Consider the following 26,608-nt stretch of genomic DNA (forward strand, 5'->3'; position numbering starts at 1 on the left):
TATCCAGCTTCCTTTTTGGTTCTTTAGCTCAATTGATTAGACTTAACGGCTCTAATGGTTCATAGAATCCCTGTCTTTTGGTGGGTATTTTTTATCGTTAAAATCTAATTTTATTAATTACGACTTGAAAAATCAAAGATAAATATGTAAAATAAATGTAATTATAAAAAATGTATCAGTAAGATTGTGCAACCAAAGGAAAATTTATGGGAAAGATAACATCAAATGTTTCGGCAGCAAAAGAAGCTGTGAGTGGTTTTGAGAAGATAGAAAAACCAGATTTTAAAAAGATTAATCTTGGTCAGAGTAATGTTCAGGGAATGAAAAATGCTTTAGAATTGTCTGAGATGTTAGGGAAAACAGTAAATGGGTTGCTTGATGTGACAAAAAAGCAAGCTGAAAAGATTGTAAAACTCGCTGAGAAAAAAGAACAAGATGATAAAAACGATTCATCAATTTTTGGTAGTCATGTCAGTGGTGGTTCTGGCGGTGGACGCGGCTTTGACAATACCAAGGTTAAGGATAGTTGGATAAAAGTCGGTCAAAATGTTTCTGAGAATGCCGGCGTTTATTTCAAAGAAACCGACAAAAATTCTCCTGCGTATTCTGTCGATTTTGGAAAAGTGATAGAAAACATTTCAGGAGGTATGGTAGGGGCTTATGGGACTATAGCTCCTAATATAAATCCGAATCCTATCCCTCCTAAAAGAGAGAATCATACTGAGGAAGTTATTAATAATATAGGGCAGGGATATGATACAGCACTAGAGAACTCAAATGGTTATCAAAATGATAATTATCAGACCTCTCCATATGGTAAAGGTGGCACACCAAATGAACAATAGTGAGAAGAAAATAGATAAAGATAATCTTGTATTTCAAATAGCTAAAATAGGCAGGCTTAGAGGGATTAATGGAAAATTTATTTCATCCTCTTCAAAGTATAATAAAGAAGCTTTAAATTTTCTTTATGAATTTACTCGAATTTCGCTACAATATTTTGTAGAAAGTGAAAAACTATCTCCAGTGGTCTATCAGATTGCTTCCAATGCTTTAACGAAAGTAAAAGATGATATGGAGCGGACAGTTGAAGTAATAAAATACTTAGAGGAATGGATTAATAAAATTTCTGCTCCTGAGGCACTGAGAAATTTTTCGGAAGTAGATAAATATTTTTTTGAAGTCTATACTTACGATATCTACATGAAAGATTTAGATGTTGGAGAAGTCTACATGAATTTGAGAAAATATAAATAAGAACACTAACGCGATAGACAAATTGTTTTTTAAACCCCAGCCAATTATGCTATAATGATTAAGTCTTTAACCTTATAAGGTAAGCTGGATAATTATCCAGCTCCTTTTAGCTCAGTTGGTTAGAGCTAACGACTCATAACCGTTCGGTCGCTGGTTCGAGTCCAGCAAGAACCATAAACATAAGTAGCAGAAATAGTCTGAAAGTGGTAAAAATGAGTAAATTATAAAAATAGCAAAAAAGACGCTAGAACAGATTCCTGGAATAGAAATTATAGGGAGTTCAGTAGAAGAGGGAAAAATATAAAACTTACAAGAAGTATCCAATATTGATGTGAATTGGATGCTTTTTCTTTGTTCATTTTATTTACATCACCTCTTGTAATTTAAGATATATAACAGTAAAATAGTGTTAAAATAATTAGAGAATGAGGGTAATTTATGGCGAGTATTCAAACGATTCCAGAAGTTGCGGAGGAACACACAAGTAAGATAAAATCAATTCAACTCAAAACAACGGCTCCAACCGTGTCAGTCAATTATACGGATATCGGTGCTATTCATCAAGGGGTAACGCTTAACACTCAAAGTGCCAGCTATGCAAAGAATATCGAGGAAGATATCAAAAACTTTGCAAGTGATTTGGTAGATATGGCAAGTAAAAAGGTAGCAGATGACAAAAGTGCTGCGAAAGGTTTTAAATAAGGGGGAGTTATGGAAACATTTGAAAGTGTAAATCGACAAATTATGCAAGCAGAAGAAGATTTTGATGCACTTTCCCGACAAGAAAGAAAGCTATCAGAGTTTGAAGACCGTTTTAATGAAACACAGCGCTTGGTACAACAGACAACGGATATTTTCGGTACTAATAGCCAAAATGGACACAATCGGGAAATTGCGAGCGAAATGTTATCACGGTCAATGACAGTAAACGCTCATTTCTCGGAGCTTGTAGAAGAAGGGCATAAGAGTATTAAACAAGAAAAAAATCGTTTGGATGACAAACGAGAAGAACTCTACAAACAAAGGAGTACATTGATTTAATGGTAAAATTAGACATCAACGAAGTGCAAGAAATGCTTAACACTGGCAAGCACCTTGAAAGTAATAATGCTTCTTTAAATATTACTCTCTCAACTTTGAGAAACTTTGCGGATGAAAGCCAGCTAAAAGGACAAACGTGGAACTCAGCAAAAACAGCGAGTACAGATGCTTATGTTCCACTTATTCAAGGTCAGATTGCTTATAATGAAGCTGTGATTGCAGGAAATAAAAAAGTCCAGAGTGCTGTCAATAACTTTCGCTATCCGACACCTTTAGACGAGAGTTTATTGACGGTCACAATGGATGGCTATACGAGGGCAAGAAATAATTATGTTGAAATGGTGCGTGAATTGACCTACGAAATGCGAGCCAATCCAACGATGGTTCCTGTGTATCAACAACTTGAATGGGAATACCAAGGCGAAATTGAAAGTCTTGGTGACGCAATTTCTGAGTTGAGCAAACAAATTGAAGCCCTTCATGAGTTTGCGAGTGCTGTGAGTGACGCTTATGACGAAGCAGAGAGTATCAAAGGGAATCTTGAAAAGGGTTTTTCAACCCTTGGCAAAGGTGGCAGTAATGCTTATCATAACGGACACTTTACAATTTCAGCGATGTCTGATTGGGCACTTTCTCTGGGTGAGGATTATGAGCTTAAGGTCAATGCTAAAAAGTATAAACAAATCTTAGCGACTTTAAATACTGCTAAAATGAGTGATTCAGAAGCCAAAGCCTATAAGAATAAAATCCGTCAAGAGCTTGCCTATCTGGACTTAAAAGGCTGGAATGAAACGGGAGAGAAAGACTATGTGAAATATCTCAATGCAGAATATAAAAACTTTATCAAGGATGACATTCTTCATTTGACAGAAGAGAGTCAATGGATGGCACCTAATGGGGCAGGAAGTGTCTTGATAAGAGGGTTGCATAATTTCATTGAAAATTCAGGCAATGATTTATTTATAAAAACAACTTTTACAAGCCAAGAAGGAATGCCGAAAGCTAGTTTGTCAGGGAAATCCCAGTGGTCAGTAGTGATGCCGAATGGAGAGCGTTTTGACCCAGCCTTTCTGTCTTACTTTGGCGAAGATATGCCAAATATTACTATCAAAAAGACAAATTTCGAAGTCCGTTCCTTAGCAACCTCAGGACAGCGGTATGACCCGAATCATCCCTATGTTTATTATCTTTTTTCTGATGGAAAATATGATAAAGAAGCCACTGAACAATTTTTCTATGAAGGTTCAAGTATTCATTCCACTTACTTTGTTTCCTCCGCAGTAGAGGGAGTGAAAAATCAAGTGGTATCTGGTATTGAGGAATTTGCATTATTTTCAGCAATAGTACCCGTTGACCCTGAAGCATTAGCAGGCGAAGCATTGATAGAAGATGCAGGTGCGGGTGTTTTTGCGAAAACAGATGAACTTGGGAAATTAAGTGCAGGTTATCGAGGTGTACAGGTTGAACGACTTAATCAAATAGTGGATAATATTAGCGCAAATCAAACACGTTTATCAAAAAGCCAAATACAATCCTTGATTGAAGCGAGCGATAACAATATAACTTCAAAAACTACTTTGTTAGGAGGATGGAAACCCAATGACCTTTCTTATGAGCAGTTGGCTAACAGGGCGGGATATAATTATTATGATATGGGTTCTGCTTATGATAAATTAGAAATTAAAATACCTACGGCTGGGCAAGATATCAATGAAGCTTGGCTAGATGAAAAAATAAAAGCTGGGAATGACTTTGTGTTGAGTAAAGACCCAACAGCTGCTGATATTGGAAAATCGTATAAGTTAGAATTACAAAAATTGGATTCAAATGGTTATATCATCCCTGATAAACCCTCAGCTGATGGCTTGTGGCATATCACTAAAGGAGGAAAATAATATGATAGATAGAAACAAAATACCAGTTCATATATTAAATTCACTCGGTTTTAATAATTTAGAAAAAGCATTAAAAAATGTATTTGATTTTAATATAAAAGATGCCGATATGATTTATGTAAGGGCACAAGGAAATCAAAATGAAAAAGAACTTTATAAGGATGATTTTAGACTATATCTAAAACTCTATAATACTAAGGTTGAAATTGTCATAGAAGACACTCGTGAATTTGGTGGAATGTGGCGAGGTGCAGGTGGTAATTTATATCTTTCCATTGAGGATATTAGTGAAAAGCATTCTCCATGGAATAAAGGGAATGATGGAAATTATTACAACTTTTTGATTTATCTTGTTTCTCCGGAAGAAGTAGATTTCTTAAAACATGAAGGGGCTCTTGGAAAAAATGAGCCAGCTATCGAAAACTCATTATTAATCTTAAAGAAATATTTAGAAAAAGGTAAGCAATAAATTTGGTCAGAACAAGCATTTCTTTGAAGACAGAGATGGCAAATGGTGGGCAGTTAAATGAAAGAAAAATAAAAACGCTTTGTTCCACTTATTATAGCTTTACCAATCTTAGTAATCAATCACATAAAGCAAAAAAGAAATGGGAGAAGAAAGCCAAACATGAACTCAAGTATTTATGCTATTCAAAATAGAAAACAATATGAGCAACTCGTTAAAGTCATTGCCAAAGTTTTTAAAACAGGATTTGAAGTATTAAGTTTTGAAGATGATTCAATAGGAATTCCAGAGAGTAATGATTTTCAAATTATTATAAAATTTCCTAAATTTGATAGAGTTGTTCTAATTGGTCTTGTCAAGAGTGGAAAAGGCTATCAAACTATTGACGATGGCTTTTTCACGGCTTGTGTGCAATATAATGGGGCGAAAGATGTATGGTTTGGAATTCCTTTTAAAGGTTTAGATGATTTACTAGGGGATGCTCTTAAATATGATACTGTTTATGCAGGGGGAAGTTCAGAAGATGAAGAAAAACAACTTGACTATTTTGGAAAGTTAAAATCTGAACTTGAACGTCTCCAAAAAGCTGATGATGAACGTAGTTGGTGGGATAAACATTCCTTTGGTTTTTGATAGAGTTAAAGACTGGATTTTAGTTTTATGAGAAATTAAAAGGTTTACAGACGAAAAGACTCCATGTCTTGCTATAAAAGTAAAACAGAGCAAGAACTTGGTAGATTTCCTATTTATTCTCCAAAGAACGAGGTTATGAACCTCAAAGAGAAGAAGTTAAACGAGTGCTTTATGCAATTAAAGCTTGGACAATGGCAGGGTTAGAACGAATTTCATGGGTGAATGTAGCAATTAATTTCTATAAAAATTATCTCAAGCATTTGGCTTAATAACACCATTAAGTGGGGTGTAAAGCAGATAATAATATAAAAAAGACTTATGAATTAGTATTTTCATAAGTCTTTTATTTCACTTAATTAACGACTCTTTATTTTATAAAGTTTTATCAATATTTCGAGTTTTCAACATATTATCAATAAGCCATACTCCCATAATTAGAATGATTATTGATAGGATAAATTGTAAAATAACTGTGAAAAAAGGAGCAGGAACATTTTCTGTACCACTTAGTATAAGACCTGATAACTTAAAAGATATAAACCAAGCTAGCCCTTGACCTCCAAATGATAGTTTATTTAACTGTTCATGTACATGTTTTAAGTAATTATACATAAATCCCCTCCTTGACATGAGTACATATAATCAAATTTAGTTGATGTTAATGTAATTATATCAAAGGAGGAGGGAAAGTACAATGAAGAAAATTGTGTTACTATTTGCTGTATTAGGGTTTTCAATTGTAACTGTTGAAAAAGTAGCTTTTGCAGACAATGACCAGACTTCAGGGGCTAACTGTAGAACAGTTAAAAAAATAAGGTAATGCACAGACTAGAAAAGTTTCTAATGTAGGCGGTGGAATTTGGTATATTATATCTAATGTAAATGGACGAACATTATCTGAATATTATCATAGAGATAAAAAACACTCTGCTACAGTGCATAATAAGAATGGCACTTTTGATAAGGTGAAAATTCTGTTTATTGGGATAATGTGCCCAAAGAAAAAGCGGGAGATTACAACTACCTTGCAGTATAAATATAAGTCTAGTATTTTTATAAATTTTCTAGAGTGCCTGTTAACAAATGTTAATGTCTACCCTTTGGCTTTGTGATAAGATGAACAAGTGAAGGGAGAGTTTTATGAAAAACTACAAAAAATTATCTATCATCACTCTTTTAGCACTTACAGGATTGGGGACTTTTGGAACTTTGAGTGTAAATGCTGCAACCAAGTCTAAAACAACGACTGCAACTCTTGGTATCAAGGGAGTTGCTAGTATGACAGACCACGTGTATTTTTCTTACACAGGAAGTAAAATAACAACTTCTTCAGGTAGTCAAAGTGTTACAGCTTTAATTCCATCAGTGTGGATTTCAAAAGGTGGGATTAAAGTAATTGACAGTAGTGGCGCATGGAAAAAATTGTATCAAGGAAAGTATACTGTTGGGGTAGGAGTTAATGCAGGAAGTCTCGGTCATTTGGGTGTAAGTGTCGGAGATAAATATATCCGAACAGCCATACAAGGAGATGGAACATACGGATACTACTCTTTTAACGGATAAGTTTAATAAACTATTATGATATACCACTTGCTTAGGCTTGTAATTTTTAAAGCAAGTGGTATATTTTTATATAAGGGGGGCAATGATGGAATTAGGAGTAATAGATTTAGCACTAAAATTTAATGAGCAGGTCATCTTCAAACATGCTAATGTTTCGTTTGAATCGGGAAAAATTTCCTTTGTCATGGCACCAAATGGTACCGGTAAAACGACACTGATAAAACTACTGACGGGATTATTAAAAGTAGACAAGGGAGTAATAGCTAATAGTGTACAAAATTTTGATTGCTTTGTTCTTTTTGATAAATTGAGTTTGTACGGAAATTTGACAGGACTTGAAAATATTAAATTATTTACAGAGTTTAAAATTCATCAAAGAAAAATAGAAAAAATAGCTTTATCTTATTTTTCAAAAAAAGTTCTTAATAAAAAAGTTAAAAATTATTCGTTGGGTGAAGGGAAAAAATTATCTTTGATTATTTGGGAGCTTCTTAAACCGCAAATTACAATTATGGACGAGGTTACAAATGGTCTTGATTACGAAACTCTGAAAACTTTAAGAGAGAAATTAAATGATTCTAAAATGGGAAAAATTGTTTTGCTAACAGGACATCAATTTGAATTTTATGAAGAAATGATTGATAGTTTGTATGTTATAAAAAATAATCAAATTGTTGAAATTATAAATTGGGGGGAAAGAAGGTTAGCAGATGTCTATGAAGAAAACTTTGCAACAAGAGCTGTTTTATAGCATTAAATCAAAAATGGTTTTGGGAATAGCACTTGCAACGATTATTCTTGTATTAATAGGTGCTTTTCAAGGAGTTATGACATTTAATGGTGCAAAGTCTTTGGTGGATATGGATAAGAAAAATGATATACATTTTCAAGAAAATATCAAAAAAGGATATTCTTCTAGATTAGACAGTCAGGGAGGGCTTGAAGTTGATAACCTTTCAGCTTATGATTTTGCACAATTAAATACTTCAGCCCAACAAGTTTCTGCATCTAGCTTGCCAGAGTTTCTATTTAAAACTTATGGTTTAACTTTTTTCTCTATTCTAGCTTTTATTATTGGTGTGCTAATTTCTAGTTATGATTATAAATTTGAAACTTATCAGCGCAGATTATCAAGGAGTTCCTGGAAAGAAATAATTACTGGAAAAATTGCAGTAATTATCGTGCTCATTTTGGGAGTATATATACTAGCCTTTGCATTTTCTGTTACAATAGGAAGAATTTTACCTTTTATTACACATGTCCACGTTTCAAATTTTAATTTTTCTAGATTTTGGGCTAGTCTTTTAATGACAGGAATTTCATTTATGCTCGGTTTGGCGTTAGCTTTAGTTGGTTTTGCAGTAAATATGGTTGTTCGTCGTGTTGTTGCTGTTATTGTTACTTTTATCGTGTATGTTGCTGTTATTCCTAGTTTGGGGAAATTTGATTGGAAAAATATTATTTTGAACCTGTATTCACATTTTGGAACGAGATTAAATGTTGAGCAACTTCCTTTTACAACACTTCCAATTTCTCTTGTAATCTCCCTCTTTTTGCTCTATGTAGGGGTAATTTTAGTAATTTGTGGAGTGATTTTTTCAAAACGGACTCGATTTATGCTTTAAAGAGTTTGGAGTGTAATTAATAAAGGGCATGTAAAACAAAACAAAGAGTTGTTATCAATTTAACAACTCTTTGTTTTATAAAATTGAAGAATTAATTGTAAATAAAATGAGGTAAGCAGTTGCAAATCCCTTCTAAAAACTGTAAAATAAACTTAATAATAATCACATGAAAATTTAAGAAGAATTTTACTTAATGGGAACATCAAAGCTAGGTTCTAACTCAATAGTGGCACAAGAAGTGATTTCTGAATTAATTGGAAAAGATACTCATTCATAGTCAATGCACCCCTAGCTAAATCCTACGGATTTTGAGCGAGGGGCTTCGGGGATAAGCTTCATGGTTACCTCTCTTACAAAAGTTTGGTAGAGCCTACAAAAACGACGGGGCAAGCCACCGCCTTTGATTATTTTTTCTAATTACACCTCGCCACCTTAGAGGTGGGAGAATTACGGGCTATAAGTTAAAAAAGGAAAACTTTCCCGTGAAGAATTTTTTTGTGCTATAACATAGGCACAAAATAAAGGAGAACTATTGAAATGAAAAAACCAAGTAAAAAACAACTGATTATCGGCGCAGCGATTGCTGTGGTATTAGTAGGTGGCGGGACTACGATTGGTGTGGTGAGTCATAGCAATGCGGTACACGCTCAACAAGTGGCAACGCAAAAGAAAGTAGAAGCTAAAAAAATTGCCAAAGCCAAGGCAGCTAAAAAGGCTGAAACACAAGCAGAACAAAAAGCAACGGCGGCACTTCTTGCGGCGGAAAAGGTAGATAACATCAAGAATGTTTCTGCGGCTCAATCCGCTGTTAATGCGGTTACAAATGCAAAATTTAAAAAAGCAGGGAATGCAGAGATTGCTTCCATCCATGCTCGAATCGTACTGGAAACGAATGCGAAGAATGCGGTCAGTACTTTCCAAAAGGATGCTGGAAATGCAACTAAGGATAAAGCCGCACATACAGCAGTAAACAAACTGACAAGTAAGTACGATACAGCACTCAAAGCAACGCTGAATAAAGAAATTCTTGCTAGTGAAGCACAGGCAAAGGCAGCTGCCGCACAAGCAAAAGCTTCAGCGGATGCCAGCGCAAAACAACAAGTTGCTCAAACTGCACAATCTCAGGCACAAGCAGCTGAAAGTAAAACGAACACGACTAATTATGGCAGTGGCTACAGTGATACGGGTTCGGGTTCAATGAGTTCAAATAATACTAATGGTGGAAGTTCAAGCCCAGCAAGTTCTGGAGGTACGAGTCAAACTGCGAGCGGAGGGACATCCAATGGTGGCGGGCAAGCACCAACTGCTGCGCAACAAGACACCAGTGGACAAGGGCTTGCTAATGCGGAAGCAGCAGCAGGTGCTGCGGGGACAAGTGATGTTATCGGAGGCTGGAATCCTCCTAAAAAGTAAAGGATAAAGATATTCGAGATGTCGGATATCTTTTTGTTTCCAATATTTTAGGAGTATTTACGTCAGATAAAATCAGTTCAAGCACAGTTGTAGCAAGTCAAGCAATTTCAAAGCTTACAGGTGTGGATACTTCTAGTATGACAAATGAAAGCTTTGGCTTTTAATGAAGAATAATAAATTAGTTGTAGATAAGAGAAAATGAAGCAATTTCTAAATAGAAGTTGCTTTTTTATTTACGAAAAAGTAGAAGAAGGACTTGTTTTAGGTTCTTTTTTTCTTTGTAGGAAAATAAAGGAGACAACAAAAATGTCTGTAATATCCGACATATGGGGATATTACAAAAAATCTTAAAGGAGAACTTAAATGTTTAAAAAAGAAAAAGGTTTCCGCTCTTGGAAAGCGGGGAAGCACTGGCTTTATTCTGCTGGTGTTCTAGCTATATTAGTTAGTGGAGGAATGGCCGTTTCAAATTTGACACCTCTCGCACTTCACGCGCAAGCGGCGACAAGTATGCCTTCTGACTTTACTCAGGTTGGTAGTATTGGTTCAGCACCACTTTACCAAACATCCAATACTTCATGGACAAATATCAATGGAGCGATTAAAGCACTTGTTAACGGTCAAACACCTGACTATTATGTAGGTGCAGCTAAATATGCTTCCGATGGGAAAACAATTATCGCTGGTCAGCCTTTAGGATGGTATGACGGACAAACACAATACCCAGTGATAAATGGTGGTACTTTTGGGAGTCTTTTAACCGCAGACCCTTCTGATTTATCTCAACCGAATTATAATTTTGTGAATGTTGCCATTATGCAAAAGGATGGCTTTACAGATTCGGATAATTTTAATTACATTACTGCTCCGGGGCAAGCGGTTCCTATTTATGATGTTGGTGAAGCGTATGAAACTTCGACTGGTAAGTTTATCCCTGTTGGATTAAAAATCAAAATCAATGATGCGACTTATTATGATAGCGGAAGTAGTACCACACCACGGGACGTCTTTAGCGATGGTTATAAATTAATGGTCGCTGCTCGCAATGATGGCAATGGGAACATTACCTTGGGATATGTTGTTGTTATGAACGGCGTTGTTGCTCAGAATAATGGCGGAGGCTCAGAAGGTGGTGGCTCTGGCAGTGGCACAGGAAATATCTCTGGTGGATGTACAACGGGGATTCCTAAAAGTGTCAATGGTATTGTTACTTATGTCAATGAAAATACGGGCGAAGTTCTTCCTAATAATTCCATTTCAGCAGTAAAAGTAGCAGATATTGATGCTGGACAGTCCGCAGATATTAGTAGTAATTCTCTTGGATATTTTATTTCTAATCCGACTCATCTGTCACTTCAAAATAATGTATTAACGGCTAGTACAGACCATACAGTCACTTCTGATGCTTCTACATTGGATGCAAATTCTTATGTTACTTTAAAGAATATTAATTCCTTTGCACTTACGTTCACAGATACCCTCGGCAATCAACAACAAGGTTCTATCGTGGAATCCCTCTTTGGAAGAAGTGCGGTTAGCCTTCCTGTTCCTGACCTCGTGAAAAATGTATTAACGAAAACAGAGACATCAGGAGCTAGTCCGTCAGGTGTCTCACAAGCTGGTGCAGAATTTGAATTAAAAAACGAGAATCCTGGCAAATTTGTAAATGCAAGTGATACAGGAAGTGATGAAGTTGAAGCGTCTAATGGTAAAATGAACACCTCATCAGATGGCACACTAGAGTTCACGACAGGTTCAGACGGTAAAGTGGGTGTTGAAAACCTCCCATCAGTAGATGGTAATGGCAAAACAATTACTTACCAATGGGTAGAAGTCAATGCTCCAGATGGAGAAGCGATTTCTGCCTCAGGGAGTGGACAAGAATTCTCTGCGAACTTAAGTACTCCAGCAGATAGTGACGGCAATATCCCAACCGCTGACACAAATATTTCAGATAAACCGTTGCTTGAAGCACAATTGAATAAGAACTCTACAAACGCAGCCTTTAATAATGCTCTTGGGGATGCAACTTATGAAGCCTATAATTCAGATGGTACACCAATTACGACTGATGATGGTTTAGACCCAGCGACAGGAAAAGCAGCGGATGTTGATGTTGTTACAGGAACATTGGTTACAAGTGTTGGTAGTGGAGAAGAAGGAGATGGACCTCTTATCGTCAAAGCCAATGCACAAGGTCAAATTGATGTGAAGAACATGGATGGCACACAAGTCTCTAAAGATATCACTTGGAAAGAAATTTCTCCCGCCGCAGGTCATGCTTTAAATAATCAAGTGGCTACAGGAACGTTTAGTACAACTACTTTAAATAGCGATAAATCTAACTTCCTTGTAACAAGCACAACGACGGATAAACCAATGGGCGAAACAGCGATTGCGAAGCTGGATGCCGATACAGGCAATAGCACGACACAAGGTGCGGCGACTCTTCAAGGAGCAGAATTTACTTTGGAAGATGCGACAGGCGCACCAGTTAAACAAAGCCAAGGTGTTGACCCCAAAACGGGTGCAGCTGCCAATGTTGTTCTGACTTCTGGCACGACTTATGCACCCGATGCCAATGGGAATATTGTGCTTGTCACGAATGATAAAGGTGTCGCAGGACAAGTGGAAAACCTTGACTTGACGAATAACCTCAATTATCAATGGGTAGAAACCAAAGCACCGTATGGTTATGCCATCAATGATAAGCCAGATGCCGTGACTTTCTCTCCTTCCAATACAGTAGATACTGCCACAAATAACTATGAGGATAGTCAAAAGCTAAGTGCTACCATTTCTGACCGTGTCGTTGATTTTGGCTTTAGTTTCACAAAAGATGCGGCAGACCAAGGTGCCACAGGCTTAAATGGTGCAGAGTTTACACTTACACCACTCACAGGCACACAAAATAGTCTTGGTCAGTTCGATAATGGCAAAGACACCAACATCAATGGACAAGATACCTTCATCAGTCCTGATACTGGACTGGCAATCCCAGTGACCGATGTCAGCCAACTCTTCTTAGGCACAACGCAAACCTCTCATGATTATACCGACCCTCAGGGCAATCAATCCGCGGGTTGGGTGGAATACAACCATGTACAAGTCGGGAAGTACAAACTGGTAGAAACAAGCACACCAAAAGGCTATGCGCCAGTAGATGAGATGGAAGTGGATATCTTACCAGATACCGATACCACAGGTGCTCCAACAAGCTATGAGCTGAAAGTTACCGATACTGTGACTGGTAATGTCTTACGCGATGAAACCATTCCTGTCTCTTACAGCACAAGTCAATCGGGACGTCAGTTGATTGATGATAATAACAGCCTTGGGAAATTTAATCTCGGACAACTCATTGATAAGCTCCCTGTGCCAAGTATTGACGTTGAAAAAGCCAATGATGCTGTCCCAGATGCAGGCAAAGGCAATGACACTGATGCGGATAATAACGTTGGTGTCAACGACCATGATACGGTTGCGACTGCTGATAATGCTAAAGCAGGAGCAACGACAACGATTGACTTCCGTATCACCAATAACGGCACAGATGATTTAACGAAAGTCACCGCCAAAGATAAAACAACGAGTGGTTCAGTTGATATTGGTGCGATTACGTGGACTTACAATGGTCAGACTGTCACACTTAACAGCGATGGCTACTTCGTGACTGCGGACGGAAGTGTCCTGACTTTGTCTGTAGGACAAAGTATTACAGGGACTGCTACTTTACCAGCACTTCCAGCTGGACAACTTCATACAGACCAAATCGCAGTTTCGGGTATCGGTATCCAATCTGGTGGAGATGTACAAGACCATGATAACTGGAATGGGGAAACCCCAAAACCAAGTATTGATATTGAAAAGGCAAATGGGACAACTCCTAAAGCAGGCAAAGGCAATAACACCGATACTGCCAATAATGATGGAACCAACGACCATGACACCGCAGCAACTGCCGACAAAGTAAAGAACAAGGCAACCACACAGATTTACTTTAACGGAACCAATAATGGTACGGAGCCTTTGACAGACATCAAAGTCGGGGATAAAACAACGGCAGGTTCTGTTGCTATCGGTGCAATTACTTGGACTTACAAAGGACAAACCCTTAAAACGAATGCAGACGGTTACTTGACGCTTCAAGATGGGACATTGTTGACCCTCGCACCCAATGAGAACATCACAGGAACAGGACTCTTGCCAGCTTTGCCAGCAGGAGAACTGCATACAGATAATGCAACGATTGCGGGCGTTGGAACACTTGATAAAGTGCCAGTAGGGGACAATGATAACTGGAATGGCATCACACCACTCACAGTGAAGACAACTGCTCATACAACAGGCACAGACCAAATCTTTACACCGTCTTCTTCTACTCAAATGTATGACACAGTAGAGACAAATGCACCGAAAGGCGATATCCAAGTCGCTTACTTGCATAAAATCACGCCTGATGGCAAAGACACGATTGTAGCAACCGTGTCATTCACTATCGATGACGCAACTGTAGAAGCGGAGAAAGATACCGTTCTTAAGTCTATTGATACTTCTAAAGATGTGGTAGGTACTCGTTATGTCTGGGGCGAAGCCATCTTTGCCAAAGGAGCTGACATCAAGACGGACAAACCTTTGGCAACATTCTATGATAAGAATGACAAAGCAGAGACATTGACTCCGGTCACAACACCAGTTGCCTTAACTCCCGCGAAACCTAACTTGACAATTATTCTACCTGATACAGGAACGAAAGCTCTTGCTTGGTTGACTGGTATCGGTGTGGCTATTCTTGCCGCAGTTGGTGGGACAACGTTTTACAAGAAACGTAAGAAAGGCTCTGATAAAGCAAAATAAACAGTAAAGGACTTCTTCGGGAGTTCTTTTTTTGTTTTGAGATAATAAAGTCAATATTATTGAGATTGGAGTAGTAGCGAAAATAACGAATAAACGTCAAAAGAAAAAGAATCAATTTATCAGAAATGATAATCCTCTTTTTCTATGTGAGATAGTGACAAAAAGTATAAGCTGAAAGGAATTATTTTGAGACAAAGAGAAGATATACAAAAAACGAAGAGGAGACGAAAGAAAAATTACTCCTTAGTAAAAAAGAAATCAAAGACAAAGAAAATAGTGGTGCGACTGAGTGTGTCGCTATTGGTATTAATTGGATTGGTTTTGACCTTTCAAGTCCCACTGACTCATTGGTTTGTCAATCACTTTCAACAGAAGTATGCGTTACAAAGTCTTTCAAAAGACCAACTCAAAGCGAATCAAAAGAAGGGTAATTTTGATAGCAGCAATGTCAAGACCGTGAATTTTCTTGATGCAGCAAAAGCTCAAATGGAAAATCATAACTATCCTGTGATTGGCGCAGTATCTTACCCAGATTTAAAGATTAGTCTACCTATCTTAAACGGTGATGGAGATGCGACGATGTTATACGGCGCTGGTACAATGAAACCGAACCAAGTGATGGGACAAGGTAATTATGCTCTCGCTAGTCATCATGTTTCCAATGTCTATGGACATTCCGCTGATGGACTTTTATTTAGTCCTCTACAAAATGCTAAGGCAGGTCAGAAAGTTTATCTGACAGACAAAATAAAGGTGTATGAGTATAAAACAACAAGCGTAAAAATCTTGCTTCCAAGTCAAGGCAATGTTATTCAGGATGTTAAAGGAAAGCAAGAAATCACACTTGTGACCTGTTATAGTGATGACCGATATCGAATTATTGTACAAGGAAAATTTATCAAAGCGATGCCATTTAATAACAAGAACGCAAAGCTCTTTACAGCTCAATACACACAATGGTGGAAATAGAAAGGAATAGTATTATGCAGGAACGTAGAACAGATGCTTCAAAGAAGAAAAGTAAGAAAAATTCTAAGATGTTGACGGGTATTTTAGTCATGTTGGTATTGATTATTGGCGGAGGTGGAGTAGCTACTTTTCATTATTTCTATCCGCAAGGCATCAAAAAAGATATTTCAGCTCCCTCTACCTCACAGCACACCTTACCTGATAAAACCAAAAGTAATCCCAAAGTTCCTAAAACCAAGGAGAAGCCGACAACAAGCGTTTCTCACTCTCCTGAACAAGTGAGGGCTCCCTCCGTTTCTAGTGTACAGCGTGCGTTCTGCTCAACCGCAAGAACAGACTATACAATCTGTTCCTCAACAACACGTTTCAACAACTCAATCAGAAGATGCAAATAAAGCAAAAGAGGATGCAGAAATCAATCAACTGACAAAAGAGTATGAAGCAAAGGGATATACTGTGAGCGTGACAAAACAATCTTCTGTACAAGTGACACAGCCAAGTACAACTATTGCCTCTCAACTTGATAAATTGAAAGCAGAATACGAAGCGGAAGGCTACCAATTAACAGTAACCCATCACTAAATCTAAATATCCTAAATGGATATTTTTTTTGTGTTCTTGATTGAATAAATTTCCTTTATCCATGTCGCAATTTGTATCAATTTGAGATATATTGATACAGATTATCGCAAATTACGACAATTTGTGCTAGAATAGGTATTGGGAACTGTTGCAATTTGTCTTAAAATGATACAAAATGTAGCAGACTTCGACAAATTGTATCAACGAATAGGAGAATAGGATGCGTAAACGCCTTACAATTTCACTTGAAGAAGAAGTCATGAAATCTTTTTCTTCGATTTTAAACAAAGAGGGCATGACAATTCAAACGTTTTTAGAGTTGATTGCCAATAAAACCGTAAATACAGGGGAAAGTCCTCTTACTCTAGGCTGGAATAGTGCTATTTTTACTCCAAACACAGAGAATAAGTTACAAAATCAAGAAATGAAGCCCTCAGAGAAGGCTGAAAATCAGACAAAAACTAAGAAAAAAAGTGCTATTTCAACCTCAACAATGACTGAAAAGCACGAAGAAGAGGTTGTTGATATTGAGAATAATATCACAAATCCTTTTGCAGGATTAGCCAAATAATCCCAGAGTTAAGCGATTTTGAGTGCTGTTAAGAGTAGAAAATAGAAGGAGTCCCAAGAGTGCATAAAATTATATTTTTGCATAATTATGCACTCATTCTTTTTATTTATTTTAAATGATGAATGGCTCTGTTGAGCCTTTTTTCTTGGCTTTAAGAGTACTCTTATTTTGGACTTCGCTTTGTTGAGCGATTTATACCGCCTTTAAGAGTGAAAATACTTGATTGCTTTTGAAACTAAAACTTTTGAGCTTTTTGAATAAAATACGAGATAATTTAAGCAAATTTTGAAAATAAGAAAAGGCTTTGTTATAGGATTTTTAATAGCATTAAGAGTACTCTTATTTTGGCTTTGGCTGTATTAAGCCATTTCTTACCTTGATAAGAGTGGAAAGTCGTGAAAGAAGTATAGAAAACGCTGTATTGAGCCATTTATCATGGTGTTAAGAGTCACTCTTATTTTGCTTTCCCTCTGTTGAGCGATTTATAAGGACGTTAAGAGTGAGAAGTATCAGTAGCACAATAAAATGAAATTTTTGTGCTTTTAAAATAAAAAGAAGGGATATTTTATATAAATTTTTAAAAAGATGAATGGCTTTGTTAAGCGATTTCTGTCAATGTTAAGAGTACTCTTATTTTGACTTTCGCTCTGTTAAGCGATTTTAGCCTGCAATAAGAGTGAATGCTTGTGAAAAATTAATCAATCTTATTATCAATAAAATGTATAATTAACTTTTCCGTGTGGTTGAGCGATTTATAAGGATATTAAGAGTGAAAAAGAGTAAAGGATGTGACTCTTAATAACCACTCTTAATTTAGTAAGAAGAATGTCTTGTACATAGAGTGTAGGTGCGACTTTTGAGCACCTTTTCTACATCGTAACTTTTAGTAGAAAAATTGGGTTAGGTTTGGTAGGTGCAACGAAAGCACGGAAGGTAATAAAAATGATTATTTATTCAAAAGGAGAATGCGGAGAAGTTAATTCATAAAGCAATAAGTTGTGAGATGATAAGAGGTATCTAAGGAGGAATTTATATGGTATTTGAACAAGAGCTTCATCTTGATTTTATTAAATTGTTATATCCGTTTACATGGCTTTCCTATGCGCAAATAAATCAACTATGGAAAAACGCATCGGGGTCAAAAACTAAAATGCCGTCAGGTTTATTAAAAAAATTAGAAAGTGAGGGGATAATAAAACGAAAAATAGCAGAAGGTAGAAAACGTGGTGCTCAGTATCACATAAGACAAGAAAAAATCAAACAATTTTTTTCTGGAACAACTAGAGATGTGTTGAACAATATATTGCCTGCCTTTTTTCGAGATGCATTCCCAGTAAAAAGTCCATCTCACACTATCAATTTTCATAATGAAGCTTTAAAAAATGTACTTGTTTCATTTTATTCTCCATATTTTGATTCTTTAGTATTACCACGGATAAAAACAGATACTAAGGATATTATAATACCAGACGCTATTCTTTGTAAGGGGGACTTTTTTTCTTACCTTGAATATGATAATCTAACAGAGGAGAGAGCAGCGTTGTTGTCTAAAATACCTAGATATCTTTACGTAGCTAAACAACAACCAAATAAAAAGCACAAGTTAATTATTGTTTTTACAGATGAAACTACAATTGTTAAAGGATTTCAAAGGAAAAGAAAGAGTCCCCCATTTCATCGTATGGAAAATTTTGTTTCTGCTGTAAAGAAAATTAAGGCACTAAATGGCTTGCCTCTGGTTGGAGAGATAAGTAAGCAAGAAAACTTTGAACTTTATTTATTCACTTATAGAGAGGCTATACAATACTTGGAGTCTTTATTTAAAGGAAAATCTTTCCCTGATTATTTTCATCGTGAATTTACAATGGCTTTTGGTGATAATTTTAAAAATCTTCAAAAGCAGAGCGAGAGTTTAAATAGTCAGAATATAGAAAGCCTTAATCAGAAGAAAAGTCAAGCAAGCAAATATTTTTTTGAATAATTTCTTCAAATTATAGAAAGACACCCATCGAAAGAAGTGTCTTTTTCTTCACCCTTCTTCAATAAAAAACGAATGATATTTTCATATCACTCGCTCATCATTCAGAAGAATATTCTTTTCTTCTCTCATAACTTTATTTCTTAACCGATTACCCAATCATTATACCAAGCGTTGAGAAGTCTGCTTTTATTTTTTTAAGATGATAGCTTTATTTTTTTTGATAGTTAATTTCTTATTTTCTGTAAAATTACATATTGTAAATATTGAAGCATGGTGGTAAAATAAGAATGAGATTAGAGAATGTTCCTTAACATGAGGGGAAGTAAAAAAATACTTTTCTCACGCGCATGAGATATGATTCTAATACAATCACATGGAAAGTAAAGTTATTAGGAGAAGTTTGAAAAAAGAAGCTAATCGTCAAATTCCACAACTGGAGTAAAAAAGAGCGCACAAAAAACTTAATTTGAGTAACCTCAAAAAATTAGATTACTTTAAAGCCGTGACTCTGAGCATATCTAGCAGCTTCTTGAAGTGTAATCGTCTTATCTGGAGTAACGTACTCTATTCGTTGATAAAGCTCAGGATTATAGACCTCATTCTTCTTGAGGACGTGATAAACCGCAACAAGTAATCGATGACAAATCGCCATAATCGCCTTCTTGTGACCTCTACGTTTCTTGAGTTGGAGATATTTATTTCTGAGTTCAGGATTCTTTTCGGAACGAACGACTGCATTAGCAACTTCGACCAGCAAAGGCTTGAGGTAATGTCCCCCTTTAGAAATGCGTGTAGAGAACTTCTTACCCGCACTCTCGTTGTTGGCAGGGACGACACCAGCCCACGAACAAAGTTTTCCAGCGGTTGGAAATTGTGACATATCCACTCCAATTTCAGACAAGATTCTAAGTGCAGTCAAAGGTTTCTGAAAACCAGGTACGGTTTGAATCAACTTCTGTTGTTCCTCATATTCTTGTCCCAATTCCGTGATGAGCTGCTCAAGATTGTTCTTACAAAAGGTAATGGCATCAAAGTGCGCTTTAATCACTCTGAGTTTATTGGCTTGTTCAGGTGTAATATCACAGTCAGTTGCTAGGGTTAATTCTTCAACAGTTGCTTTCATTCTTCTATCCATGAGTGCTTCAAGTTCAAGTGATTCAGGATTGTCAAGGATGCTCGTGATAATATTCTGAGCACTTTTTCCGAAAACATCAGAAACGACACTTGCAATCTGAATGTTTGACCAAGTCAGACAGTTCTGATAGCGATTTTTCTCAGAAGTCTGAAGCTGAGTAAGTTTCATGCGATAGCGAAACAAATCACGAAGTTGTCTAATTTTAAGAGGTGGAATAAAACTTCCAGAGACGAGGTCATGTTTGTATAAGTCCGCAATCCATTGAGCATCTTTCTTATCTGTTTTCTTTCCTCGTATGGCTTTGACATACTTGGGATGAGCGAGACAGATATTACAAGAATCTTCAAGGACATTGTAAATTGGAATCCAGTATTTGCCTGTAGATTCCATACAAACATCAAAGCAAGAATAGTATTCAAGCCACTGTTTAAGTTCTTTAAGATTGTTGGTAAAGGTTGAAAATCGGCGACGGATATACTCAGTAATTCCTTCGTCATTAGTGTGAGCAATCACAGCCACAACGAAGGTTTTATGAACGTCAATCCCACAACAAATGGGATACACAATTTTTAACGCCATGAGAAACCTCCTCATAAAAATTAGAGAATGTCTGCTCAGGGACTGCGAAGCTTTCTACAAACGAGTCGTTTATTCAAACATAAGTTTACGTGCTCTCAGTCACATTTAGTTGTTCTTGTAAAGCTAAGCTACACCTATAAGAATGCAGGGTTGAAAAGTGAAACTTCACACCTAATCACCTCCCCGTGATTTGTAGTGTAAGCAGAGTTCTCCAAGAACAGGATAACAAAAAATAGAATAAAAAACTTCGCATAAAAACAGCACGTTTTCATCTCGTGTTGTGCCTTGGAGCGAAGCGGAAAGGAATGATTATAAGTATGAAAAGAAGAAAACTTACGAAAGCCAACGGCATCATAGGTATAGTTGGGGGAGCTTTTCTATTTTTAGCCTCCATTATTTTTAAAGTTCTTCTTTATAGAAAAACAAACAATTATTCAATGCCAAGCGATGATGTGCTTTCAGTAGTGGTTATTGGGGGAGCTGTCATTGTTACTGTAATAAAAATATCTTTGATTGTATTGGGAATTATATCCAGAAAATACCATAAAGGAATGCAAGCTTTTAATAATGCAAGCTATATTTTATTGATAATAGGAGGAGCTATTGGGCTTATAGGAAGGTTGGGCTGGTTAGGAGGAGTTTTTGCTATTATTGCTGGAATTTTTTACCTGCATAATCTAAAAAGGTCTGATAAACTGATGTGACAATGTCTGATAATGGTGTACAAGGAGAAAAATAGTTTATGGAAATAACGAGAGAAGAGTACAAAAAAATTATTGAGGATATGCTTAAAAGTCTTCAAGCGAATAAAGTTGATGTCTGCCAAAAGAAAATAGGAATACAGAGTAAGATTGATGGTTTATTGTATCAACGTAATAGGTTTACCCAAAACGCGGAAACCATAGATTTTTTAGATAAAAATATTTCTTTTATCAATTCTCTTGATTTATCAGAATTAGAGGATTGGCAAAAAGCAAGTTGGGATGAAAATATTCAACAAGTCCAAGCCATAAAACCAGAGCTTTTAGACGTCCGCAATGATATTGAGCAGAAATTAAAGCAACACTGGCAAGAGTTAAAAACGGCAGATGATATCCTTCAAAAATTAGATGCTGTAATTGATGAATATTTAGTTTTATTGCGAAAATGATTTTTAGTCTATCACGCGCGTGGGAAGCTGTAAAAGGTTTAATTTGGAAAATAAAGATATGAGGTTATCATGAAAAAAAAGATTGATTTTGGGGTTAATTATTATTGCATTGATAATTGGTATTGGAGGGAAAATATATATATGGATAAAGTACGTACAGATGAATCAAGAGCCTAATATTGAAATGCAGAAAAAAGGTGCTATTGAGGTAAAAAATAACTTTGAAAATATAAAGGAAATTAAGATAACGGATTTACATGAGGGAGCGCCTGGAGTAAAACAAATTGGTTTTGATGTGATTGAAAATAATGGGAAGATTATCAAAGGTAATTCATGGACGATTGGCGATTCGGGATATTATATTGAAAATGGTTTTAAATGCCTGTCTTTTGATGGGCGTTTTTTATCGCTAAAATCTGATTTTATTAATTACGACTTGAAAAATCAACGATAAATATGTAAAATAAATGTAATTATAAGAAAACGCATTGGTAAAATATGAGTAACCATAGAAAGCATGAGGTTTTCATGAGAAAAAATAAAAGATGGGTTATTATTGGGTTAATTATTGTTGTGATGTTTGGAATAATTGGTGGTGTTGAGGGAAAAAAATATATGGATAATCAAAAGGAAGCTAAAGAAATGATGCAAGAAAAGAAAATTGCTTTGCAAGCTAAAAGTATGTTTAAGAATATAAAAGATTTAAAAATTGAACAAATAGGGGAAGCAAGTCCTGGAAGTATATTTTTTATCGTTGAAATAACAAATACTGATGATAAAAAGTATAAAGCTGATTTAGATTTGGGAGATGTATCATCTTATAGCACGGTTGATGGAGATAATTTTTTAGAAACTCAATTGGGTTCAACAACTAGTAAAATAAATGTATATTATTTATCTGGAGAAAGTGGGAAATTATAATGACTACACCGAAACAATATTCACAATTAGATAATTTAGTCTATAAAGTTGATGTCAGTAAAGAAAATCCTCCAAAAAGAAAAGGAGATTCTATTACCGTAAGTGGTCAGAAATATTTGGTCCTCAAAACAGTAGATAGTAATGACCCTAAAAATAGCGAAGGTTATGATAAAAATGGCTTTCAAGGTATGGCAGTTGCCCCAATCACAAAAACAATTGATGGGGTAAAAGTAGATTTTTCTCATACGATTATTGCCTATGCTGGAACGAATAATAAAGATGCAAAAGATATAAATACTGATGCTAATAATGTCTTTTTTGGTTCAAAAGAATTTGGAGTACGGACAGGATTAAATTCAAGTGTTCATGGAGATTCACAGTTTTCTAGTGCACAGAAATTTTATCAAGAAGTATCAAAAATGCCAGATGTCAAAGTTGTCAGTACGACAGGACATTCTTTAGGTGGGGCTTTAGCCCAAAAAGTGGCAGCAGCTTATCATCTCTCGTCAGTTACTTTTTCAACGGCTGGAGTCAGTTCACAATTAACAGCAGAAGAAAAACTTTGGGCAAGTGGTGCTGGTAAGGATTTATTATTAAATTTTGTACATTCAGATGATTTAGTGCCCATGCTGTCTAATGCTAAAGCTTATGGAACATGGTTGGCTGCAGGAGTGTTTGGGGATAATAGTATTTTGGGACGTCATAATTTAGATTCTTATCGTTTTGATAGTGATGGGAATGTAAAAGACCAAAGCGGAGCGCCTATTTTTAGTCCAAAAATGCTAAAAGCAATAAAATCAAGTTATAAAAAAGTGGTTGCACCAAAAATTAAAGAATTGAAAACAGTTCTTGCTAGTGGCGGGGTGTCAGGTTCCGCAAAGATTGCTTTAGAAACGGAATTAGTGGCTTATACTGCGAAAGCACTACGAGCAAAGGCGCTAAATTGGTATGAGAATAGTATTCAAGATTTAGAAAAAATTCAAAAAAACTATCAGACGAAAGAACAAGAAATGATTCAATCTTGTAAAAATGCTGGTGGTCCTTTGATGTCTCATGCAGAGGCAAAAAGTATTTATCACAGTATTGCAGGTTATCGTGCTTATGAAGCATCAGAATTTAAAGATGTTCAGGCTCAACTGAAACGAGCTTATAAAAGACAATTGAAAGTAGCGGAAAATATGGAAAGTCTAGTGTCTAAAACATTAGAAAATGACCAAAGTTTGTCGCAGTATTTTAGATAAAAGAGGGAATAATGTTTGATAATTTAGGTGGGAATACAGATTTATTGCAGTATGAACATGGGAAAGAGAATATAAAAAAATTACTCCCTCCCAAAATAGCACACGAATACTCGCAAAAAGAAAATCAATTTTACCAATTTTTAGAGCAGGCTCATTTAAATTTGAGTTCAGAGATTAAAGTAATTCATAGTGATTTTTCATCAGGAGCTTCGGGAAAATCTGCAGATAAAATCAAAGAAATGTTAGAAGAAGTAGGTGATACAAGTTTTTATAGTTCAACTAGTTTCGGTTTCTAAAAAGGTGATTGGGTGCAAAAAAAAGAGGCTCTAAACCGCACTTTTGTGCGGTTTCTTCTTATCTTGATTTGAAGTGAGCGGATAACTGATAGTAAACGGCTACTCAGCATCCAAGGATAGCTTAGAAAAAATTGGAATACTTGGATGTAAGATAAAGTTATCTCAGCAAGATATTGATAAGTACACAGAAATAATTTTAAAAGAGGTAGAACAGGCACAATTTCCTACTAAATTTGAAATGTACTAAAGGGAAGCAATAATAAAGTAGCTTCAAAATATAAGAGTGTTTTTTGAAATCAAAAGGTCGTCGAGGCGCGTGCACAGTCTCGGCTTTTTGCTATAAAATTTTGTTTCATACAACCAATTTTTTTGAAGTCACGCGTGAAATCTGGAATCAAAGTAGAAATAAAGAGAGTTTCCCAGTCTATTTAATCTTATGAGATAATTGTTTCATAGAGAGGCAATAATAATGACAGATAAACGAGAAATCAAACATCAAGGGGTAAAATTTTATGAACGTGGAACATATGAAGCGAAAGAGAGTAAGCATGCAAATAAGCTCACGAAAAGTGAAAAATCAGAAATCGTATCTGTTTTGGTGGAAGAATGGGAACGATTAAAAAGGACTGATTCTAAGCAATTCTATGACGAGATGAATGAGTATTCTGGATTTAATGAAGGTTTTACATTATCTGAACACAGACCAAATGATGATAATTTTCGTGTTGTGCGAAATAAACTGAGTTTTGAATTTGTTATGGCTTACTATGATAGTCTTGTGAATTTCTTCATGGTAGGTTATTTGAGTAATGGCAAAGCGCAATATGAAGCGCGTGTTAGTACGGATACCGGTCGAGAAGTTTTGTCTAGCAAAGCTATTAAAACAGAAAAAGATATTATTGATTTTGTTGATGCAAGCACTGAATATGCAGGGGCTATGAAATTAAAGGGTTGAGGTAACATTAATGCTAGAAAAAGAAATTCCAAGCGAAGCGCGTTGCTAAAAGTTTAGAGAGTAGTATCACGCGCGCGTGATGGAATAAACATTAGAGGAGGTTTTTCCTGACGTTTGAAGAAGTAGTTACTACTTGCCTTAGTAACGATGAATTAGTGCAAGAGTATAATAGATTGACACATTCTGAACTCAAGATAAGACAGTCTCCAATTATTTCGATGATTGATGAGGCTACTGGAAAAAGAGAAGCAGAATTAAAAGGATTTATCAGATTTGTAGATGAGCATATATGGATGCCATTACTAGAAAAAAGGAGTTAGGGCTATGAATGACAATAAAGATAAAATTGAAGTATCTAAAAAATGGCTAAAAAAAGAAATGCTCTGGTTTTTAGGTGAAGCATATGCTTGTGGGAGAGAAGATGCTGACGAGGGTTTTGAAAAACTATGCCAGAAATTGGACGAAGTGCTTGAAACTAACAAAAATGATTATTGGTATTGAAGTACGAATTTCAGTTAATGTTAATATTGCTACAGACGGTAATTCTTTCAATAATATGTTTACACGAAGAAATTCATTTAATGGTATCATATAATCATAGTAAAACAGAATGTAAAATTAGAGACTACAAAAGAAAGTAGAAAAACGAAATGAAAGTTCACATCACTCATACAAAGCAAGGCTTACCGGGTCAAACTAATGTACTAATTGATGAAGACAATGCTATCCTCGATAATCTGTTATTTTCACTAGGTGTTGATTATGAAAAATCTGAGAAAGCAAGCATTACTTTTTGGGATGATGCAGAATACCATGATATGTTTGATGATACAACTGAGATTGTTCATTCAGCAAATTTTAAGGAAGTTAGATATTTTGATGTTTTTGGAAATGAACTTGAAATTGATGAAGAAGAATATAAAGCACTGAGAGAAAAAGATATTGAAAGTTGCTATACAGTTGATAGAAGCTTTTCTAAGGAGTTTAAATGATTAAATTAACTTACAAAAATATAGTGGATATTGGATATACTAAAAATAAAGATGGTTCAATTACTCTTGATTATATTCATTCAAAAAAACAAAATTTAGGTTATGGCGGTGAAGCGCTAGATTGGTTTTTAGATAAATTCTCAAATTATGATATTTATTTATGGATTGAACCAAATTTTGAAGAAACTTTGAGTGAAAATCAACTGATAGCTTTTTATAAGAAACATGGATTTAATCATATAAACGATAAGTATATCTATAAAAATAACATAAAGGTAGATTATGTTAAGTTGAAAGAAAACAAATTTTAAATTTAACACATTTTCACGAGATAGAGTTTTACCCGAAAAGTACTTCTTGGTCTCAATTAATAGAAAGTGAAACTGTATTCTTTATTCCCATAGGACAAGCCCTACTAGAGAATAATTTAAATATTTATATTTTTGATAAAGGCGCGTGAAAACGTGCTTTTTCAATATTACAAAA

General features: G+C 35.7%; 30 protein-coding genes and 1 tRNA gene. 29 read left to right on the top strand and 2 right to left on the bottom strand.

Going from position 1 to position 26,608, the window contains the following annotated elements; all coding sequences use genetic code 11:
- Nucleotides 1–206: 206 nt before the first annotated feature.
- From D7I46_RS01365 to D7I46_RS01400, 8 genes are all read left to right on the top strand, one after another.
- Entirely contained in the window at nucleotides 207–845 is a 639-nt protein-coding gene (locus D7I46_RS01365) for a hypothetical protein (protein ID WP_120771237.1), read from the top strand.
- Nucleotides 835–1,257 (top strand): hypothetical protein, encoded by a 423-nt coding sequence (locus tag D7I46_RS01370; RefSeq protein ID WP_120771238.1) that lies wholly within the window; start codon nucleotides 835–837, stop codon nucleotides 1,255–1,257. Before D7I46_RS01365 ends, D7I46_RS01370 begins: the two co-directional genes overlap by 11 nt.
- A 105-nt stretch (nucleotides 1,258–1,362) precedes the next feature.
- Nucleotides 1,363–1,431, top strand: a tRNA-Ile gene (locus D7I46_RS01375).
- Between the two features lie 264 nt (nucleotides 1,432–1,695).
- Nucleotides 1,696–1,959: a hypothetical protein gene (locus D7I46_RS01380; RefSeq protein ID WP_120771239.1), complete on the top strand. Its 264-nt coding sequence runs from the start codon at nucleotides 1,696–1,698 to the stop codon at nucleotides 1,957–1,959.
- A 9-nt stretch (nucleotides 1,960–1,968) separates the two neighbouring features.
- Nucleotides 1,969–2,298 carry a DUF3958 family protein gene (locus tag D7I46_RS01385; RefSeq protein WP_120771240.1) on the top strand — a complete coding sequence of 110 codons (330 nt, stop codon included), beginning with the start codon at nucleotides 1,969–1,971 and terminating at the stop codon, nucleotides 2,296–2,298.
- The gene (locus tag D7I46_RS01390; protein ID WP_120771241.1) at nucleotides 2,298–4,193 is read left to right on the top strand and encodes a T7SS effector LXG polymorphic toxin; all 1,896 of its coding nucleotides are present in this window, start codon (nucleotides 2,298–2,300) and stop codon (nucleotides 4,191–4,193) included. Before D7I46_RS01385 ends, D7I46_RS01390 begins: the two co-directional genes overlap by 1 nt.
- Nucleotide 4,194: 1 nt before the next feature.
- Nucleotides 4,195–4,662, top strand: a complete 468-nt coding sequence (locus D7I46_RS01395; protein WP_120771242.1) for a hypothetical protein — start codon at nucleotides 4,195–4,197, stop codon at nucleotides 4,660–4,662.
- Between the two features lie 159 nt (nucleotides 4,663–4,821).
- Nucleotides 4,822–5,292 carry a hypothetical protein gene (locus tag D7I46_RS01400; protein ID WP_120771243.1) on the top strand — a complete coding sequence of 157 codons (471 nt, stop codon included), beginning with the start codon at nucleotides 4,822–4,824 and terminating at the stop codon, nucleotides 5,290–5,292.
- Between the two features lie 372 nt (nucleotides 5,293–5,664).
- Here the strand turns inward: D7I46_RS01400 and D7I46_RS01405 are convergent, their stop codons facing one another.
- Nucleotides 5,665–5,904, bottom strand: a complete 240-nt coding sequence (locus tag D7I46_RS01405; RefSeq protein ID WP_120771244.1) for a hypothetical protein — start codon at nucleotides 5,902–5,904, stop codon at nucleotides 5,665–5,667.
- An 82-nt stretch (nucleotides 5,905–5,986) separates the two neighbouring features.
- Between D7I46_RS01405 and D7I46_RS13620 the strand changes: the two genes are divergently transcribed.
- The 11 genes from D7I46_RS13620 to D7I46_RS01455 all read left to right on the top strand — a co-directional run bounded on the left by D7I46_RS13620 (nucleotide 5,987) and on the right by D7I46_RS01455 (nucleotide 18,853).
- Nucleotides 5,987–6,112 (top strand): hypothetical protein, encoded by a 126-nt coding sequence (locus tag D7I46_RS13620; protein WP_276116996.1) that lies wholly within the window; start codon nucleotides 5,987–5,989, stop codon nucleotides 6,110–6,112.
- A gap of 49 nt (nucleotides 6,113–6,161) precedes the next feature.
- Nucleotides 6,162–6,404, top strand: a complete 243-nt coding sequence (locus D7I46_RS13760; RefSeq protein ID WP_420844011.1) for a hypothetical protein — start codon at nucleotides 6,162–6,164, stop codon at nucleotides 6,402–6,404.
- Nucleotides 6,405–6,432: 28 nt separating this feature from the next.
- Nucleotides 6,433–6,855, top strand: a complete 423-nt coding sequence (locus D7I46_RS01415; RefSeq protein ID WP_120771246.1) for a hypothetical protein — start codon at nucleotides 6,433–6,435, stop codon at nucleotides 6,853–6,855.
- A gap of 82 nt (nucleotides 6,856–6,937) precedes the next feature.
- Nucleotides 6,938–7,606 (top strand): ATP-binding cassette domain-containing protein, encoded by a 669-nt coding sequence (locus D7I46_RS01420; RefSeq protein ID WP_240424461.1) that lies wholly within the window; start codon nucleotides 6,938–6,940, stop codon nucleotides 7,604–7,606.
- Nucleotides 7,566–8,480, top strand: coding sequence for a hypothetical protein (locus D7I46_RS01425; RefSeq protein WP_162930808.1), 915 nt, complete (start codon nucleotides 7,566–7,568; stop codon nucleotides 8,478–8,480). Before D7I46_RS01420 ends, D7I46_RS01425 begins: the two co-directional genes overlap by 41 nt.
- A gap of 537 nt (nucleotides 8,481–9,017) precedes the next feature.
- Complete coding sequence (locus tag D7I46_RS01430) at nucleotides 9,018–9,893, top strand: hypothetical protein (protein ID WP_120771249.1); 876 nt, start codon at nucleotides 9,018–9,020, stop codon at nucleotides 9,891–9,893.
- A 363-nt stretch (nucleotides 9,894–10,256) separates the two neighbouring features.
- Nucleotides 10,257–14,750 (top strand): LPXTG cell wall anchor domain-containing protein, encoded by a 4,494-nt coding sequence (locus D7I46_RS01435; protein ID WP_120771250.1) that lies wholly within the window; start codon nucleotides 10,257–10,259, stop codon nucleotides 14,748–14,750.
- Nucleotides 14,751–15,050: 300 nt separating this feature from the next.
- Nucleotides 15,051–15,719, top strand: coding sequence for a class A sortase (locus D7I46_RS01440; RefSeq protein WP_162930809.1), 669 nt, complete (start codon nucleotides 15,051–15,053; stop codon nucleotides 15,717–15,719).
- Nucleotides 15,720–16,019: 300 nt separating this feature from the next.
- Nucleotides 16,020–16,301 (top strand): hypothetical protein, encoded by a 282-nt coding sequence (locus tag D7I46_RS01445; RefSeq protein ID WP_162930810.1) that lies wholly within the window; start codon nucleotides 16,020–16,022, stop codon nucleotides 16,299–16,301.
- A 220-nt stretch (nucleotides 16,302–16,521) separates the two neighbouring features.
- Nucleotides 16,522–16,872: a hypothetical protein gene (locus D7I46_RS01450; RefSeq protein ID WP_120771253.1), complete on the top strand. Its 351-nt coding sequence runs from the start codon at nucleotides 16,522–16,524 to the stop codon at nucleotides 16,870–16,872.
- Nucleotides 16,873–17,905: 1,033 nt separating this feature from the next.
- Nucleotides 17,906–18,853: a replication-relaxation family protein gene (locus tag D7I46_RS01455; protein WP_120771254.1), complete on the top strand. Its 948-nt coding sequence runs from the start codon at nucleotides 17,906–17,908 to the stop codon at nucleotides 18,851–18,853.
- Nucleotides 18,854–19,337: 484 nt separating this feature from the next.
- Here D7I46_RS01455 and D7I46_RS01460 read toward each other — a convergent pair whose 3' ends face one another.
- The gene (locus D7I46_RS01460) at nucleotides 19,338–20,567 is read right to left on the bottom strand and encodes an IS110 family RNA-guided transposase (RefSeq protein WP_120771255.1); all 1,230 of its coding nucleotides are present in this window, start codon (nucleotides 20,565–20,567) and stop codon (nucleotides 19,338–19,340) included.
- A 317-nt stretch (nucleotides 20,568–20,884) separates the two neighbouring features.
- On the opposite strand from D7I46_RS01460, the gene D7I46_RS01470 reads away from it, so the two are divergent.
- The 10 genes from D7I46_RS01470 (at nucleotide 20,885) to D7I46_RS01510 (ending at nucleotide 26,433) form a co-directional block, all read left to right on the top strand.
- A complete protein-coding gene (locus tag D7I46_RS01470) occupies nucleotides 20,885–21,271 on the top strand; it encodes a hypothetical protein (RefSeq protein ID WP_120771256.1) in 387 nt (128 codons plus the stop codon).
- Nucleotides 21,272–21,309: 38 nt separating this feature from the next.
- Nucleotides 21,310–21,717 carry a hypothetical protein gene (locus D7I46_RS01475; protein ID WP_120771257.1) on the top strand — a complete coding sequence of 136 codons (408 nt, stop codon included), beginning with the start codon at nucleotides 21,310–21,312 and terminating at the stop codon, nucleotides 21,715–21,717.
- An 88-nt stretch (nucleotides 21,718–21,805) separates the two neighbouring features.
- Nucleotides 21,806–22,171, top strand: a complete 366-nt coding sequence (locus D7I46_RS01480) for a hypothetical protein (RefSeq protein WP_162930811.1) — start codon at nucleotides 21,806–21,808, stop codon at nucleotides 22,169–22,171.
- Between the two features lie 74 nt (nucleotides 22,172–22,245).
- Complete coding sequence (locus D7I46_RS01485; protein ID WP_120771259.1) at nucleotides 22,246–22,638, top strand: hypothetical protein; 393 nt, start codon at nucleotides 22,246–22,248, stop codon at nucleotides 22,636–22,638.
- Nucleotides 22,638–23,879 (top strand): Tle-like phospholipase domain-containing protein, encoded by a 1,242-nt coding sequence (locus D7I46_RS01490; RefSeq protein ID WP_120771260.1) that lies wholly within the window; start codon nucleotides 22,638–22,640, stop codon nucleotides 23,877–23,879. The genes D7I46_RS01485 and D7I46_RS01490 overlap by 1 nt, the downstream gene beginning before the upstream one ends.
- Nucleotides 23,880–23,890: 11 nt before the next feature.
- Entirely contained in the window at nucleotides 23,891–24,175 is a 285-nt protein-coding gene (locus D7I46_RS01495; RefSeq protein ID WP_120771261.1) for a hypothetical protein, read from the top strand.
- Between the two features lie 469 nt (nucleotides 24,176–24,644).
- Complete coding sequence (locus D7I46_RS01500) at nucleotides 24,645–25,130, top strand: hypothetical protein (RefSeq protein ID WP_120771262.1); 486 nt, start codon at nucleotides 24,645–24,647, stop codon at nucleotides 25,128–25,130.
- Between the two features lie 324 nt (nucleotides 25,131–25,454).
- Nucleotides 25,455–25,631, top strand: a complete 177-nt coding sequence (locus D7I46_RS13210; RefSeq protein ID WP_162930812.1) for a hypothetical protein — start codon at nucleotides 25,455–25,457, stop codon at nucleotides 25,629–25,631.
- Between the two features lie 149 nt (nucleotides 25,632–25,780).
- On the top strand, nucleotides 25,781–26,122 hold the full coding sequence (locus tag D7I46_RS01505; RefSeq protein WP_120771263.1) for a hypothetical protein: 342 nt from the start codon (nucleotides 25,781–25,783) through the stop codon (nucleotides 26,120–26,122).
- Nucleotides 26,119–26,433: an N-acetyltransferase gene (locus tag D7I46_RS01510; protein ID WP_120771264.1), complete on the top strand. Its 315-nt coding sequence runs from the start codon at nucleotides 26,119–26,121 to the stop codon at nucleotides 26,431–26,433. Before D7I46_RS01505 ends, D7I46_RS01510 begins: the two co-directional genes overlap by 4 nt.
- The last annotated feature ends 175 nt before the right edge of the window (nucleotides 26,434–26,608 follow it).

Source organism: Lactococcus allomyrinae (assembly GCF_003627095.1).
In the GTDB taxonomy this organism is placed as follows: Bacteria; Bacillota; Bacilli; order Lactobacillales; family Streptococcaceae; genus Lactococcus; species Lactococcus allomyrinae.